Consider the following 14,436-nt stretch of genomic DNA (forward strand, 5'->3'; position numbering starts at 1 on the left):
CCGGTTCGCGAGGGTCCCGCCGGGGGCCATCCGCTGCCGACCCGATCTATCTGGAGTCAACGGTTTGAGCCCGAACGATAACGATAGCAACACAAACGCCATCAAGGCCGAGAGAAAGCCCTCTTATTCCTATGAGGATCTGCTCGCCTGCGCCCACGGGGAGCTGTTCGGCCCCGGCAATGCCCGCCTGCCCCTGCCCAACATGCTGATGATGGACCGCATCGTCCACATCGCCGAAACCGGCGGCCAGTACGGTAAGGGCGAGATCGTGGCCGAATTGGACATCAACCCGGACCTTTGGTTCTTCCAGTGTCACTTTGAAAGCGACCCGGTGATGCCGGGCTGCCTGGGCCTGGACGCCACCTGGCAGTTGCTGGGCTTTTTCCTGGGCTGGCTGGGCAACCCCGGTCGCGGCCGCGCTCTGGGCGTGGGCCAGGTGAAATTCTCCGGCCAGGTGCTGCCCACCGCCAAGAAGCTCACCTATCGGATTGATATCAAACGGGTGATCGCCCGCAAGCTGACCATGGGCATCGCCAACGCCACGGTGTCCGTGGACGGCAACGACATCTACCAGGCCGACGACCTGCGGGTGGGCCTGTTCACTTCGACGGAAGGTTTCTGAGCACCCCCACGTCGAAGACGACCCTATTATCTTAATGGAGCACTAGTATGCGACGCGTTGTGATCACCGGCATGGGCATTGTTTCCTGCCTGGGCAACGATGCCGATACCGTATCCCGGGCCCTGCGGGAAAGCCGCCCGGGCATCCGCTTCAAGGAAGCCTATAAGGAAATCGGCATGCGCAGCCAGGTGGCCGGCACGCCGGAGATCGACCTGGAAGAGCACATCGACCGCAAATCCCGTCGTTTCATGGGCGACGCGGCCGCCTACGCCTACGTGGCGATGCAGAAAGCCATCGCCGACGCCGGCCTGGACGCGGACCAGATCAGCCACGAACGGGTGGGCCTGATCGCCGGCTCCGGCGGCCACTCCTCCCAGAACCAGGTGGAAGCCGCCGACATCGCCCGCAGCCGTGGCGTCAAGCGCGTCGGCCCCTACATGGTGCCGCGGGTGATGGCCAGCACGGTGTCCGCCTGCCTGGCCACCCCGTTCAAGATCAAGGGCGTCAACTATTCCATCGCCAGCGCCTGCGCCACCAGCGCCCACTGCATCGGCAACGCCGTGGAGCAGATCCAGCTCGGCAAGCAGGACATGATCTTCGCCGGCGGCGGCGAGGAAGAGCACTGGACCCTGAGCTGCCTGTTCGACGGCATGGGCGCGCTTTCCACCAAGTACAACGACACCCCGGAAACCGCTTCCCGCGCCTATGACGCCCACCGCGACGGCTTCGTGATCGCCGGCGGCGGCGGCATGGTGGTGGTCGAGGCCCTGGAGCACGCCCAGGCCCGCGGCGCCAATATCCTGGCCGAGATCGTCGGCTATGGCGCCACCAGCGACGGCCACGACATGGTGGCTCCCAATGGCGAGGGCGCGGCCCGCTGCATGCGCCAGGCCCTGGCCACCGTGGACGGCGACATCGATTACATCAACGCCCATGGCACCAGCACCCCGGTGGGCGACATCGCCGAACTGAAGGCGATCCGCGAGGTATTCGGCGGCGGCGACCGCATCCCGTCGATCAGCTCCACCAAGAGCCTCACCGGCCACAGCCTGGGCGCCGCCGGCGTGCAGGAAGCGATCTACTGCCTGCTGATGATGCGCGACGGCTTCCAGGCCGGCTCCGCCAACATCAGCGAGCTGGACGAGAACGCCGAGGGTCTGCCGATTCTGCGCGAGACCGTGGCGCGGCGTCCGGATCGGGTGCTCAGCAACAGCTTCGGCTTCGGCGGCACCAACGCCTCCCTGGTGCTGCAGCGCTGGGATTGATCTCCAGCATCGCCTGCACACGAAAAAGCCCGCCAATATGGCGGGCTTTTTCGTGTTCGGCATCGGCTGATCGCGGCTGAAGCCGCTGTTACGCCTAGAACTTGTGCTCCATGCCCACCGAGAACAGATTGCCACTGTCGTCCTGACGCGGGCCGCCCGGGTAGTCCAGGGTGGCGTCGGAGGCGGCCACCAGGCCATAGACCTTGGTGCCCTTGGCCAGCTGATAGTCGGCGCCGGCCACCACGATGTCGTTCTCGTAGCCGAAGTCGTCGCCGTCCACCCGGCCGGCCTGGGCCTTGAGCGTCAGGCGCGGCGGCAGCCGCCAGCCGGCGCTGAGCAGGTAGGAGGTGGAGTCGGCGCGGTCCTGGCCCGGCTGGTCCGGGTCGATGCGGGTGCGTTCCACCAGGGCGCCCAGATCCAGCGGCCCCACGGTGATGCCCAGCACGCCGCGCAGCAGTTCCAGATCCGCGGCCACCGCCACCGGCGCCAGCGCCGGGTTGTTCAGCTCCAGATAACTGCTCTCGTAGGCCACCGCGGCGTACAGCTTGTCCGGGTTCCAGGTGGCCGACAGGCCCCAGGTATCCGCCAGGCCGTCCTTCTCCTCACCGGCCACGTCCTCGGCTTCGCCCGGGCCGATCTGGGCACGCAGCACCAGGTCACCCCATTGCGGGCTTTCCCAGTTCAGGGTGTCGTCGTTGCGGCGCTGACCATAAAAGTAATGGCTGATGTCGGCGGCGGTGTTATTGAACTGGTCCACCCGACCCTCGGCCAGTTTCACCGGGCTGTCGTAGCGGCCGGCGAACACGTCGCCGAACGGCGTGCCCAGACCCAGGAAGCTGTTACGGGTGGAGAAGGTGTCGCTGTCGCCGTCCACGTCGTAGCCCACTTCCAGCTGGTAGATCACGCTCAGCGGCGTCACGTCCAGCGGCGCGCGGCCACGCACGCCCAGCCGCGAGGCATTGCTCTCCACGAACCAGCCGTCTTCCAGCGGTGAATTGCCGGCGCCGACCCCGTTCAGGGCGCCGGGCAGGCCACCGTCCTGATAGTCGGACAGCCGGTCCAGGCTGATGTTGATGCGACCGTAGAATTCCGGCGCGGCGGCGACGGCGGACAACGGCAAACTCAATGCCAGGGTGGAAGCCCCCAGCCAGATTATGGAACGCATGCGCCCCTCCCTTTTTGCTGGATTTCAAGCGGGGCACTATATGACCGTTTGGTGACAAAGCCAAAGACGGAACCGACATAAGAAAATAACAGGCAAAAAAAAGCCCGCCGGGAGGGCGGGCCACGCTGTCACTTGCGTCGAGGAAACGCCGGGCGCTGATCGCCCGGCAAGGTTGCTCGGATGAAGCTTAGAATTTGTGTTCCATGCCCACGCCCAGGGTGCGGGTCTCGTCGTCGCCACTGGCCAGTTCGTACTTCAGGTTGTTGTAGTACGCGTAGACCTTGCTGTTCTTGGCCAGTTTGTAGTCGGCGCCGAGGGCGTACTGGGTGCCTTCGTCGTCGCTTTGGTCGCCTTCCACGTAACCGTACTGGGCTTTCAGCTTGACGCGGTCGATCTTGAACGCGCCGCTCAGCACGTAGCTGGTTTCTTCACCGTCGCCTTCGGACTCTTCGGCGAGCTGATACAGAGCGCCCAGCTCGAACTGGTCCATGGCCAGGCCGGCGGCCACACGGGTGATGTCGATCACCGGGGAAGCGCCGGTCTCGTCGACGATCAGCTCGTCCTCGATGTCGGTGTCGTGAGAGAGGGCCGCGTAGAAGGCGTCTTTTTCCAGCACCAGGGAGATGGAGGTGCTGTCGGCCAGGCCGTTTTCGTTCTCGCCGTCACCGTCGAAGTCGTCGTTGTCTTCGTTAGGGATGAAGGCCAGGTTCAGGGTGACCATGTCCGCCAGTTTCGGAGTGCTGTACTGGATGATGTTGGACACCCGGTTTTCGCCGGCGGCGATGTTCTTGATGTCACCGCTCAGGTCGTTGAACTGGTCCACGTCCATTTGCGCGAGCTTGGTGGGGGTGTCGAATTTACCGGCTTTCAGAGTACCGAAGCCGCCGGCCAGACCACCGAAGATGTTGCGCTGAGCGAACGTCTGGCCGTCCTTGTCGCCGTCGTCCACGCTGATTTCAAACTCGGCCTGGTAGATGGCCTTGAGCCCGGCCACGTCCAGATCGAAATCGCCTTTCACGCCCAGGCGGGAGGCGTTGCTGTTCAGCTCCCACTCGTCGTCATTGTTCGGAGCCGACGGCGCCGGGTCGTAGTTCTGGTTTTCCAGGGAAATGTTTACCTTACCGTACACCGTGGGGCCGTCGGCCTGAGCCATGGCCGGCATCATCATCGGCGTAGCGAGTGCCGCCCCCACAGCGATCGCGAGCAGGTTCTTTTTCATCGGAGCATCTCCTTCCATCAGGCAATTTTGAAAAGCAGGGGATGCGCCGGGTGACTCCCGAAGCATCCTGAGTGCTTGGGAGCGGAGTATGGGGAGGGGGGATGACCGAAAAGTTTCGGTAATGTGAAGATTTTGTGGCAGCCCCGGAAGGAGCCGCCGGAGGCCCGTCTATAGCGCGCGGGAGGAGCGCTGTCAGGTTTTCTTGGCTTGCCGCCAGAGGTTGTCGAGGGACGCTTCGTCGTAATCGGAGAGTGGCGCGTCGGCCAGCTGTTCCACCTTCCGGAAACGCCCCTCGAACTTGTCCGAGGCGCGCCGCAGGGCCAGGTCCGGGTCCAGTTTCAGGTGCCGGGCCAGATTCACCAGGGTAAAGAACACATCCCCCAGCTCGTCCTCGATGGCGTCCCGGTCGCCCTCCTCCAGGGCCTGATCCAGCTCCGCCAGCTCCAGGCCGACCTGCTCGCGCACCGGCCCGCTCCGGCGCCAGTCGAAGCCCACCTTGGCGGCCTTCTTCTGCAGTTTGAGGGCCCGCTGCAGCGCCGGCAGCCCATCCGGTACTCCGTCCACCGCGCTGTGATGCTCGCGCCCCTTGCGGGCCCGCTCATCCGCCTTGATCGCCTCCCAATTGACCTTCACCGCGCTCTCGTCGGCGGCCTCCACTTCCGCGAACACGTGGGGATGGCGGCGCACCATTTTTTCATTGAGCACCGCCACTACTTCGGCGAAGTCGAACAACCCCTGTTCACGGGCCATCTGCGAGTGGAACACCACCTGCAACAGCAGGTCGCCCAGTTCCTCGCGCAGTTCCGGGTAATCCCGCCGCGCCACCGCCTCGGCCACCTCGAAGGCTTCCTCGATGGTGTACGGCACCACGGTGTCGAAGGTCTGCTTCAGGTCCCAGGGGCAACCGCCGTCCGGATCCCGCAGGCGGGCCATGATGGACAGCAGTTCGGCGATGGCGGCTTCGGGGGACGGTTGGCGGTTATCGGGCATGGGAACGCTCCGTTACGGGGTTGGCTACAAGCTGCAAGCCGCAAGCTACAAGCAGGGCCCACCGACGGAATGGCCCGCTTGCGGCTTGAGGCTTGTCGCTTGCGGCTTACTTCTTGTAGCGCCGCACTTCCAGGACGCCCTTGATCTGATCCATCTTCGCCAACACCTTGCCAAGCCCGCCCAGGGAGGCGATTTCCAGGGTCAGCAGCATGGTGGCGGTGTTGTCCTCCGTGTGCGACTGGGTGTGCACGGCGGTGACGTTGACCTTCTCGTTGGCGAGCACGGCGATCACGTCACGGAGCAGGCCCTGGCGGTCCCAGGCGCGCAGGAAGATGTCCACCGGATAGAGGATGCGGTCGGCTTCGCCCCAGCTCACCTCGATCACCCGGTTCGGGTCCTCGCCCTGCATCGCCAGCAGATTGTGGCAGTCGGCGCGGTGCACGGTGACGCCCCGGCCCTGGGTGATGAAGCCCATCACCGGGTCGCCGGGCACCGGCCGGCAGCAGGCCGCCATGTGGGTGAGCAGATTGCCCACCCCCTGGATGGTGACATCGCCGCTCTCCGACGCCTTGGAGCGGGCCGGCACGAACTCCAGCTGCTGCTGCGGATCGTCGGGCAGCAGCGCCTGGGCCTGGTTGACCACGTGGCCGGGGCGCAGGTCGCCGGCGCCCAGGGCCGCCAGCACGTCGTTGCCGGTCTTCAGGTTGAGCTGCGGCGCCAGCTGGTCCAGGTCGATGCGGTCCAGGGCCAGCCGCGACATCTCGCGCTCCAGGATGGCGCGGCCCTGGGCCACGTGCACGTCCCGGTCCTGGCGCTTGAACCATTGCTGGATGCGCGCCCGCGCCGAGGACGTGGCCACATAGCCCAGCGAAGGCGTCAGCCAGTCGCGGCTCGGCCCGCCTTCCTTGGCGGTGAGGATTTCCACCTGCTCACCGGTTTGCAGGTTGTAGCTGAGCGGCACGATGTGGCCGTTGACCTTGGCGCCCCGGCAGCGGTGCCCCACCTCGGTGTGGATGTGATAGGCGAAATCCACCGGCGTGGCACCGGCTTCCAGGTCGACCACATGGCCGTCCGGGGTGAACACATAGACCCGGTCGCTGACCAGGCCATGCTGCAACTCTTCCATCATGGTGTTGGAGTTGTCGTTATCGCCCAGCTCCTCGTGCCACTCCAGCACCTGACGCAGCCAGGCGATGCGCTGTTCGTAGGACTGGCTGCGGCGGCCGGCCTTGCTGCCTTCCTTGTAACGCCAGTGGGCGCACACGCCCAGCTCCGCCTCTTCGTGCATGTCGAAGGTGCGGATCTGCACCTCCAGCATTTTGCGTTCCGGGCCCACCACCGCGGTGTGCAGGCTCTGATAGCCGTTTTCCTTGGGGCTGGCGATGTAGTCGTCAAACTCCTTGGGCACGTGCTTCCACAGCGAGTGCACGATGCCCAGGGCGGCGTAGCAGTCGCGCACCTCGTTGACCAGCACCCGCACCGCGCGCACGTCGTACACCTCGCCGAAATCCAGATGCTTCTTCTGCATCTTCCGCCAGATGCTGTAGATGTGCTTGGCGCGGCCGTACACCTGGGCGCCCTTGATGCCGTTGCGTTCCAGGTGCCCGCGCAGGCTCTGGATCACCTCGTCGATGTAGTGCTCGCGGTCCAGGCGCTTCTCGTCCAGCAGCTTGGCCACTTTCTTGTAGGCGCCGGGCTGCAGGTAGCGGAACGACAGGTCCTCCAGCTCCCATTTGAGCTGGCCCACGCCCAGGCGGTGGGCCAGCGGCGCGTAGATGTCGAAGATCTCCCGGGCCACCTTTTGTTGGCGCTCCGGGTCGGATTCCTTCACCGCGCGGATGATCACCGTCCGTTCCGCCAGCTTGACCAGCGCCACGCGCACGTCGTCGACCATGGCCAGCAGCATCTTGCGGACATTGTCGAGCTGCCCGTCCTGCTGGCCGAGCACCGACTTGCGGGTGGGGTTGAGGGAGGTGCTGATGGCGGCCATGCGCAGCACCCCTTCGATCAGGGTGGCCACCGAGGAGCCGAACTCGCGCTCCACATCCAGCAACGACAGCTGGCCTTCACGCACCGCCCGGTACAGCACCGCCGCCGGCAGCGCCTCGGCGTCGGCGCCCAGGTCGGCGAGCACGTCCGCCATTTCCAGACCGATGGCCAGGCAGCCCTTGCCGTAGGGCCAGTGGCGGCCGGCCGCTTCGCCGGCCCGCTCGCAGTGTTCGGCGCGGGCACAGGCGCGCTCCAGGGCGTGGGGATCACGCACCGGAACCCGGGCGGTGAGTTGTTCCAGCCATCCCTGCCAGTCCCTGGCCTGGACCTCGTCGGACGATTGCCGGCGTACGGTTACCATTTCGATTCCTATTGTTTACTGCGTCTAGCGTCGATCGAAGACGGCGATCGATTCCACATGGGCGGTGTGCGGGAACATATCCATGACACCCGCCGCCTTCAGACGGTAACCCCGCTCCACCAGTTCCCCGGCATCCCGGGCCAGCGTGGCCGGGTTGCAGGAGACGTACACCAAACGGCCCGCACCGAAATGGGGCATCAGCCGCACCATTTCAAGCGCACCGCTGCGGGGCGGGTCCAGCAGCACCCGGTGATAGGCCTCCCGGGCCCAGGGCTGGCCGTCCGGCGCCTGGCTCAGATCCCAGGCGTGGAAGGCCAGATTGTCCAGGCCGTTGCGGCGGGCGTTCTCGTAACCGCGCTCGACCATGGCCTGGCTGCCCTCCACGCCCACCACCCGCGCCGCGCGGCGCGCCGCCGGGATGGTGAAGTTGCCCAGGCCGCAAAACAGATCGAGCACCTGATGATGCTCCTCCACCTCCAGCAAATCCAATGCCAACGGCACCATGCGGCGGTTGATATCCGCGTTCACCTGGGTGAAATCCGTGGGGTGGAAGGCCAGTTCGGCGCCCTCGGTGTCCGCGCCCTGGGGGGCGTGCCGGTAGTACAGCCGCTCCTCGCCCTGCTCCGGCCACACCCGGTGCACGGTGCTCTCGTTGCCGGGCTGCAGATAAAGCTGAAAGTCCGCCAACCGGCAGAACGCCAGCAGCTTTTCCAGGTCGCCGGCGGGCAGCGGGTCCATGTGGCGGATCACCAGCGCCACCGCGTCGTCCCCCCGGGCCACCTCGATCTGCGGAATGCGGGCGCGCAGGGCCAGGTCGCTGACCAGGGCGCGCAGGTCGTCGAGGCGGTGTCCCACCTCCGGAATCAGCACCTCGCACCGGCGCAGGTCGGCGATAAAGCTGTTGCGCTTCTCGCGGAAGCCCACCAGCGCCTCGCCACGTGCCTCCACGTATTTGACGCCGAGGCGGGCCTTGCCCCGGTAGCCGGTGACCGGCCCGGTGAGCGGTTCCAGCCAGCTGTCCGGCGTCAGGCCGCCGAAGTGCTCCAGCTGCTCCGCCAGCACCGCCTGCTTGCGGGCGATCTGGCTGGCCGGGGCCAGGTGCTGCAGGCTGCAGCCGCCGCAGATCAGGGCATGGGCACAGGGCGGCTCGATCCGCTCCGGGGACGGCGCCAGGATCTCCACCGCCCGGCCCTCGTCGAACTTGCGGCGCATGTAGCTGTACTGGAACAGCACCTGCTCGCCGGGCAGGGCGTTGTCGATAAAGGTGGTCTTGCCGTCCAGGCGGGCGATGCCGCGACCGTCGTGGCTGAGGCTCTCGATGGTGGCGGCCACCGGCGTTTCCGGCAGTCTTTTCTTGCGGCTTCTTCGGGCCATGGAATCTCGATGCTCGCGGGTGAGCGCCGCCGGCGGAGGGCGGCGTTTGTGGCAATTCGGGGGCGGATTGTACTGGCTTGGGGAGCCGCCGTCAGACGTCGGCGGCGCCCTTTTGCCAGGCATCAAGAAAGGCCAGGAAGTGGGGGTGGCCTTCCTGCTGCAAATAATCGCGTAGCAAATCCAGTTCCGCCTGGTAGCCGGTGGCGTCGATCTCGCCGCGCATCAGCTGGAAGCGCAGGAACACCAGCCAGGTGTTGAGCACATCGGTCTCGCAGTAATCGCGGATGCCCTTCAGGTCGCCGGCCTGGAAGGCGTCGAACACCTTGCCGCCGCTCATGCCCATCTTGCCGGGGAAGCCCAGCAGGGTGGCGATCTGGTCCAGGGGCGCGTTGGCGCGGTTGTTGAACATGGCCAGCTGTTCCATCAGGTCCAGATGGCGCTGGTGGAAGCGGCTGATGTAGTTGTTGAAGCGGAAACTGGTGTCCTCGCTGCCGGTTTCCCAGAAGCGTCGCGCCACCACCCCGTGCTTGAGGGCCCGGTAGTTGAGCACCGGCAGGTCGAAACCGCCGCCGTTCCAGCTGACGATCTGCGGGGTGAAGCGGTCGATGCCGTCGTAGAACCGTTCGATCAGCTCCTTTTCGCTGGCGCTCTCGTCGCCCAGGGACCATACCTTGACGCCCTGGGCGGAGCGCAGCACCACCGAGATCGCCACCACCCGATGCAGGTGCAGGCGCAGGAACTCGGAGCCGTTTTCCTGGCGGCGCAGGTTGAACAACGCACTGGCCGTGTCCTTGTCGTCCAGGCCGTCCAGATCATAAAGCCGGCGACCGCCGTCCAGGTCGGGAATCGTCTCGATATCGAAAACCAGTACGTTCATCGGCCGGACTCCCCGTCCTTGTCCGACCGGAACACGCCGGTGGACAGGTAGCGGTCGCCCCGGTCGCAGACGATGGCCACGATCACCGCGTTCTCCAGCTCCTCGCTGAGCCGCAGGGCGCCGGCCACGGCGCCACCGGAGGAGACCCCGCAGAAGATGCCCTCTTCCCGGGCCAGGCGGCGCATGGTGTGCTCGGCCACCTCCTGCTCCATGTCGATGACCCGGTCCACCCGGGACTCATCGTAGATGCTCGGCAGGTATTCCTTGGGCCAGCGGCGGATGCCGGGGATCGAGGCGCCGTCGGTGGGCTGCAGGCCGACGATCTGCACGTTCGGGTTCTGCTCCTTGAAATACAGGCTGCAGCCCATGATGGTGCCGGTGGTGCCCATGGAGCTGACGAAGTGGGTCATGGCGCCGCCGGTGGCCTCCCAGATTTCCGGGGCGGTGCTTTCGTAGTGCGCCATGGGATTGTCCGGGTTGGCGAACTGGTCGAGCACCTTGCCCTCGCCCCGGGCCTGCATGGCCTGGGCCAGGTCCCGGGCGCCCTCCATGCCCTCCTCCTTGGTCACCGAGATCAGCTCGGCGCCGTAGGCGGCCATGGCGTCGCGGCGCTCCTGGCTCTGGTTGGCGGGCATGATCAGCTTCATGCGGTAGCCGCGCATGGCCGCCGCCATCGCCAGGGCGATGCCGGTGTTGCCGCTGGTGGCCTCGATCAGAGTGTCCCCGGGGTGGATCTCGCCCCGCTCCTCGGCCTTGCGGATCATGTTCAGCGCCGGCCGGTCCTTCACGGAACCGGCGGGATTATTGCCTTCCAGCTTCACCAGAAGGGTATTGGTCGTGTTCCCCGGCAAGCGCTGCAGCCGCACCAGCGGCGTGCGCCCGACCGTGGACTCAATGGTCTTGTAGGTCATGGCCGGCATTGTAGCTCAACAATCGGACCCCTGGCAGTGACGCTCAAGTCGGTCATAATGCCGGATCAAAAGAACAGCAACGGAACCGGGGGATCATGGCCCATACCAGCCTGCGCACCCGCATCATGGCGATGACCGCCCTGCCGGCACTCGTGGCGGCCCTGTTGATCGGCGGCTATACCCTGGCCACCCGGGTGATCAGCGTGCGCGCCGACAACGCCCACCGCCAGCAACTGATCATCGAGAGTTACGCCGCCCGCCTGGCGGCGCTGGACGCCGACGACGGCGCCCCCTACGAGGCGCTGCTGCGCGACCTGCTGGAACAACCGGACGTGCGCGCCGCCACCCTGTTCGACAACCACGGTGGCTGGCAGCTGCACACCGGTCCCCGGCTGCGGCCGGTGGAACAGGCGGAGCAACTGGACAACGGCGCCAGCCGGCTGGTCACCGATTCCGGCTGGCAACTGATGCGTACCCTGCCCGGCGAGGACAGCCGCCTGCTGACCGTGGAGTTTTCCCGCCAGGGTCAGTACGTGCGCATCCTGGAAGCGGTGCTCACCCTGATCGGCGTGATCACCCTGGTATTGATCCTGGCGATGCTGCCGGCCGCCCACTTCGCGCGGCGGCTGACCGGGCCGATCCGCGTTCTTATCGACAATGTGCGGCGGGTGCGCGACGGCGACCTGGGCGCGCCGCCCCGGGCCAACGCCCAGGGCGAACTGCACGACCTGGAGCAGGCCCTGCGCGATATGGTCGGCGCCCTGGACGAAGCCCAGGCGGAACTGCAGCAGAACGTGGACCAGGCCACCCAGGACCTGCGCGAGACCCTGGAAACCATCGAGATCCAGAACATCGAACTGGACATGGCCCGCAAGGAAGCGCTCAAGGCCAGCCAGATCAAATCCGAATTCCTGGCCAATATGAGCCATGAAATCCGCACCCCGCTGAACGGCATTATCGGCTTCACCCGGCTGCTGGAACGGTCGTCGCTGAGCGAACGACAAAGCGATTACCTGGACACCATCCGCAAGAGCGCCGAATCGCTGCTGTCGATCATCAACGACATTCTCGACTTCTCGAAGATCGAGGCCGGCAAGCTGTCCCTGGAGCACGTGCCGCTGGATCTGCACGACCTGATCGAGGACGTGCAGACCATGCTGGCGCCCCTGGCCCAGGACAAGGGCCTGGAGCAGGCCGCCATCATCTACAGCGATGTGCCCACCCGGCTGCTCGGCGACCCGCTGCGCATTCGTCAGGTGCTCACCAATCTGGTCAGCAACGCCATCAAATTCACCGAGCGCGGCTCGGTGGTGGTGCGCGCCATGCTGGAAGAGGAACGGGGCGCCGAGGCGATCATCAAGGTGGCGATCACCGACACCGGCAACGGCCTGCCCCGGGAGGTCCAGAAGAACCTGTTCAACGCCTTTACCCAGCTGGACCAGAGCGCGCGCCGCAAGGAAGGCGGCACCGGCCTGGGCCTGGCGATCTGCAAGCGGCTGGTGGAAGGCATGGGCGGCGAGATCGGCCTGGACAGCACCGCCGGGCGCGGCTCCACCTTCTGGTTCACCCTGCGCGTGGAGCGGGACGCCAACGCCGCGCCGGAGGCCCCCTCCGCCCTGGAGGGCCTGTCGGTGACCCTGGTGGAGGCCAACGAACACGCCCGCCTGGGCCTCTACCATATGCTCGGCGGCTGGCGCCTCAAGGTCACCGAACTGCAGGCCCTGGATACCCTGGAAGGCCAGTTGGAGGCCGGCGACCTGGCGCGCACCGACTTCCACGTGCTGGGGGTGCCCGCCTCCATGCCGGAGCCGGCGGACCTGGCGCCACTGGTGGAACGGCTGGCGGCGACCACCGGCAAGCCGGTGCTGATTCTGGCCGCTCACGCGGAATCCCTGGCCGGACGACTCAGCGGCCTGGCCACGCCGTGCCGGGTGCTGGGCAAGCCGGCCACCCGGCGGCGCCTGCGCGATGCCCTGCTGGAACTGGGCGGGCTGGCGGCCCCGGCGGCGCCGGGCAGCCCCCTGGGGCCGCTGGGCAAAAGCGTGCGGGTGATGGTGGTGGACGACCACCCCGGCAACCTGAAGCTGGCGCGGGTGTTCCTGGAGGAAATGGCGGTCCAGGTAAGCGCCTGCGCCAGCGGCGAGGCGGCGCTGGCCGCCTTCGCCCGGGAAACCTTCGATCTGGTGTTCATGGACGTGCAGATGCCGGGCATGGACGGCCTGGAAACCACCCGCCGGCTGCGCGAACAGGAAGGCGAAGGGCCGCGCACGCCGATCATCGCGCTCACCGCCCATGCCCTGGAAAGCGAACGGCGCTCGCTGCTGGCCGCCGGCATGGACGATTACCTGAGCAAACCGATCACCGAAACCCAGCTGCGCCACACGCTCGACCAATGGGTGCTTGAGGAGCAAGGGTCGGGCGCCGCGCCCGCCGAGAACGCCGCACCGGACCAGCCCGCCCCCGCCGCGCCGCCACGGGCGCAATCCGCCCCGCCGCCGGCGGACACCACGGACCTGCCGGTGATCGACCCGTCCCTGGCCCTGCGCCGGGTCGGTGGCCGCGAGGCCCTGGCGGAGGAAATGTTCGTCATGCTGCTGGCCAGCCTGGAGCAGGAGGCGCCGGGCATCAACGCGGTGGCGGAGAGCGGCGACCGCGAAGCCCTGCTGGAACGGGTGCACAAACTGCACGGCGCCACCCGCTACTGCGGCACGCCGCGCCTGGAGCAGGCCGCCGGCGAGCTGGAGGAGGCGCTCAAACAGACGGTGCCCGATCAGGACCTGGAACCGCTGGTGGCGGTGCTGCTCGCCGAGATCGAGAACGTGCGGCGGGAAGGAAAGGGTTAGCCGGTTCCCCCTCCCCTAATCCACGCCCCCGATCCTCTGCTACCATACGCCCCGTTACCCACCCACTCCCGGAGCCCCCATGCCCGTTCTTCTCGGCGTCAACATCGACCACATCGCCACCCTCCGTCAGGCCCGTGGCACCCGCTATCCGGAGCCGGTGCAGGCGGCGCTGGTGGCGGAACAGGCCGGCGCCGACGGCATCACCGTGCACCTGCGCGAGGACCGCCGGCACATTCAGGACCGGGACGTGGAGCTGCTCGCCCAGACCCTGCAAACGCGCATGAATCTGGAAATGGCGGCCACCGAGGAGATGGTCGGCATCGCCCGGCGTATCCGGCCGCCGCACAGCTGCCTGGTGCCGGAGAAACGCGAGGAACTGACCACCGAGGGCGGGCTGGACGTGGCCGGCAACGAGGAATGGATCAAGCGCTGCACCGGTGAGCTGAGCGAAGCCGGCATTCAGGTATCGCTGTTCATCGACGCGGACCCGGCGCAAATCGAGGCGGCGGTGCGCTGCCGGGCGCCGGCCATCGAGATTCACACCGGCCATTACGCCGAGGCCCCGGACGCCGACACCGCCGCCCGCGAGCTGGGGCGCATCCGCGATGGGGTGGCGCTGGCCCGCGACGCCGGCCTGATCGTCAACGCCGGCCACGGCCTGCATTACCACAACACCCGCGAGATCGCCGTCCTGCCCGGCATGAACGAACTGAACATCGGCCACGGCATCGTGGCGCGGGCGGTGCTCACCGGGTTGGATGAAGCGGTGCGCGCCATGCGCGTGCTGATCGACGAGGCGGTGCGGGATTGCGGCTGAAGG

General features: G+C 66.8%; 11 protein-coding genes. 4 read left to right on the forward strand and 7 right to left on the reverse strand.

The window, feature by feature from the left end:
- Positions 1–100 precede the first annotated feature (100 nt).
- Together fabA and fabB are read left to right on the forward strand one after the other, a co-directional pair.
- Positions 101–622, forward strand: coding sequence for a 3-hydroxyacyl-[acyl-carrier-protein] dehydratase FabA (gene fabA, locus ACLD0W_RS12920; RefSeq protein ID WP_410308060.1), 522 nt, complete (start codon positions 101–103; stop codon positions 620–622).
- A 47-nt stretch (positions 623–669) separates the two neighbouring features.
- On the forward strand, positions 670–1,887 hold the full coding sequence (gene fabB / locus ACLD0W_RS12925) for a beta-ketoacyl-ACP synthase I (RefSeq protein WP_410307891.1): 1,218 nt from the start codon (positions 670–672) through the stop codon (positions 1,885–1,887).
- Positions 1,888–1,981: 94 nt separating this feature from the next.
- Here fabB and ACLD0W_RS12930 read toward each other — a convergent pair whose 3' ends face one another.
- From ACLD0W_RS12930 to cysM, 7 genes are all read right to left on the reverse strand, one after another.
- Positions 1,982–3,052, reverse strand: a complete 1,071-nt coding sequence (locus ACLD0W_RS12930; protein WP_410307892.1) for a porin — start codon at positions 3,050–3,052, stop codon at positions 1,982–1,984.
- A 187-nt stretch (positions 3,053–3,239) separates the two neighbouring features.
- Positions 3,240–4,271 carry a porin gene (locus ACLD0W_RS12935; protein WP_410307893.1) on the reverse strand — a complete coding sequence of 344 codons (1,032 nt, stop codon included), beginning with the start codon at positions 4,269–4,271 and terminating at the stop codon, positions 3,240–3,242.
- A 192-nt stretch (positions 4,272–4,463) separates the two neighbouring features.
- Complete coding sequence (gene mazG / locus ACLD0W_RS12940; protein WP_410307894.1) at positions 4,464–5,261, reverse strand: nucleoside triphosphate pyrophosphohydrolase; 798 nt, start codon at positions 5,259–5,261, stop codon at positions 4,464–4,466.
- Positions 5,262–5,367: 106 nt separating this feature from the next.
- On the reverse strand, positions 5,368–7,611 hold the full coding sequence (relA, locus tag ACLD0W_RS12945) for a GTP diphosphokinase (RefSeq protein ID WP_410307895.1): 2,244 nt from the start codon (positions 7,609–7,611) through the stop codon (positions 5,368–5,370).
- Between the two features lie 24 nt (positions 7,612–7,635).
- Positions 7,636–8,985: a 23S rRNA (uracil(1939)-C(5))-methyltransferase RlmD gene (gene rlmD, locus ACLD0W_RS12950; RefSeq protein ID WP_410307896.1), complete on the reverse strand. Its 1,350-nt coding sequence runs from the start codon at positions 8,983–8,985 to the stop codon at positions 7,636–7,638.
- Between the two features lie 91 nt (positions 8,986–9,076).
- Positions 9,077–9,862, reverse strand: a complete 786-nt coding sequence (locus ACLD0W_RS12955) for a 3'-5' exonuclease (RefSeq protein WP_410307897.1) — start codon at positions 9,860–9,862, stop codon at positions 9,077–9,079.
- On the reverse strand, positions 9,859–10,773 hold the full coding sequence (cysM, locus tag ACLD0W_RS12960) for a cysteine synthase CysM (RefSeq protein WP_410307898.1): 915 nt from the start codon (positions 10,771–10,773) through the stop codon (positions 9,859–9,861). The genes ACLD0W_RS12955 and cysM overlap by 4 nt, the downstream gene beginning before the upstream one ends.
- Before the next feature lie 95 nt (positions 10,774–10,868).
- Between cysM and ACLD0W_RS12965 the strand changes: the two genes are divergently transcribed.
- Both ACLD0W_RS12965 and pdxJ read left to right on the forward strand, forming a co-directional pair.
- Positions 10,869–13,616 carry a response regulator gene (locus ACLD0W_RS12965; protein ID WP_410307899.1) on the forward strand — a complete coding sequence of 916 codons (2,748 nt, stop codon included), beginning with the start codon at positions 10,869–10,871 and terminating at the stop codon, positions 13,614–13,616.
- Between the two features lie 79 nt (positions 13,617–13,695).
- Positions 13,696–14,433: a pyridoxine 5'-phosphate synthase gene (pdxJ, locus tag ACLD0W_RS12970; protein ID WP_410307900.1), complete on the forward strand. Its 738-nt coding sequence runs from the start codon at positions 13,696–13,698 to the stop codon at positions 14,431–14,433.
- Positions 14,434–14,436: the final 3 nt, after the last annotated feature.

Source organism: Alloalcanivorax sp. C16-1 (assembly GCF_046507805.1).
Taxonomy (GTDB): Bacteria; Pseudomonadota; Gammaproteobacteria; order Pseudomonadales; family Alcanivoracaceae; genus Alloalcanivorax.

Coding starts and splice junctions, on each gene's coding strand:
- fabB (WP_410307891.1), top strand. CDS start 670: ATGCGACGCGTTGTGATCACCGGCATGGGCATTGTTTCCTGCCTGGGC.
- ACLD0W_RS12930 (WP_410307892.1), bottom strand. CDS start 3,052: ATGCGTTCCATAATCTGGCTGGGGGCTTCCACCCTGGCATTGAGTTTG.
- ACLD0W_RS12935 (WP_410307893.1), bottom strand. CDS start 4,271: ATGAAAAAGAACCTGCTCGCGATCGCTGTGGGGGCGGCACTCGCTACG.
- mazG (WP_410307894.1), bottom strand. CDS start 5,261: ATGCCCGATAACCGCCAACCGTCCCCCGAAGCCGCCATCGCCGAACTG.
- relA (WP_410307895.1), bottom strand. CDS start 7,611: ATGGTAACCGTACGCCGGCAATCGTCCGACGAGGTCCAGGCCAGGGAC.
- rlmD (WP_410307896.1), bottom strand. CDS start 8,985: ATGGCCCGAAGAAGCCGCAAGAAAAGACTGCCGGAAACGCCGGTGGCC.
- ACLD0W_RS12955 (WP_410307897.1), bottom strand. CDS start 9,862: ATGAACGTACTGGTTTTCGATATCGAGACGATTCCCGACCTGGACGGC.
- cysM (WP_410307898.1), bottom strand. CDS start 10,773: ATGACCTACAAGACCATTGAGTCCACGGTCGGGCGCACGCCGCTGGTG.
- ACLD0W_RS12965 (WP_410307899.1), top strand. CDS start 10,869: ATGGCCCATACCAGCCTGCGCACCCGCATCATGGCGATGACCGCCCTG.
- pdxJ (WP_410307900.1), top strand. CDS start 13,696: ATGCCCGTTCTTCTCGGCGTCAACATCGACCACATCGCCACCCTCCGT.